Source organism: Methylobacillus draconifructus (assembly GCF_045984385.1).
In the GTDB taxonomy this organism is placed as follows: Bacteria; Pseudomonadota; Gammaproteobacteria; order Burkholderiales; family Methylophilaceae; genus Methylobacillus; species Methylobacillus flagellatus_A.
In genome coordinates this window covers 1-651 of record NZ_JBJQIJ010000013.1, presented here as the reverse complement: position 1 = coordinate 651, position 651 = coordinate 1, and the positions used below count along the sequence as shown (strand labels likewise).

The following is a 651-nucleotide window of genomic DNA, read 5'->3' as shown; positions in this document are numbered from 1 at the left end:
TTGCCAATCCGGTAGCTGGAAAGGTCAAGGAAGCTCTGTTGGTCGGATTACAAAGTTGATGTTTAGCGCCAATGGTGCTTGCTCTAATGTCTGGTATAACCCATTAGGAACAGCAGCTTGTAATTGCCCAGCGGGATCCGTTCAAGTTCAAATCGGTGTTGGAAGTACATACAATTATAGAGATTTGGCTTGCGTCACCCAATAAGACTCTGGAAATTGAAGCAGGGATAGTTAGTTTGTGGTCATGTACCAGCCTGTATGACTGTCACCCCCGCCGTGGTTGCCAATATAAAAACATTCACCGGCACGGACAGGAGTTGTTACGCTTTCATAACCCATATGGCCTTCACTTTGACCAGTAGAAATGATCCGTGTGACGCCATCTACTACGATACTCACACCTTGGCCGACTGCGCCTACAGATCGTTTGTATGCCCCAACGATTACATCGCGTCCAAGACAATAGTTAGTTGAAAAACCAATGGCCACACGCATTCCCAAGCCACCTCCACCCATCGCCTTATAAACACCGGATTGGCAAGACTATCGAACACAGGTTGAAACGCTATACCAGCGATCGTGAAAGTTAGCGACGGGCCGACCCTGTACGCCATGAGAGAATTTCAAACGATACCCTCCTGGGCAAGAAGC

1 protein-coding gene is annotated in these 651 nt (G+C 48.1%); it reads left to right on the top strand.

The window, feature by feature from the left end:
• The coding region (locus ACKF11_RS15310) for a hypothetical protein (RefSeq protein ID WP_407997764.1) at positions 1-205 on the top strand (205 nt) is incomplete at its 5' end.
• Positions 206-651: the final 446 nt, after the last annotated feature.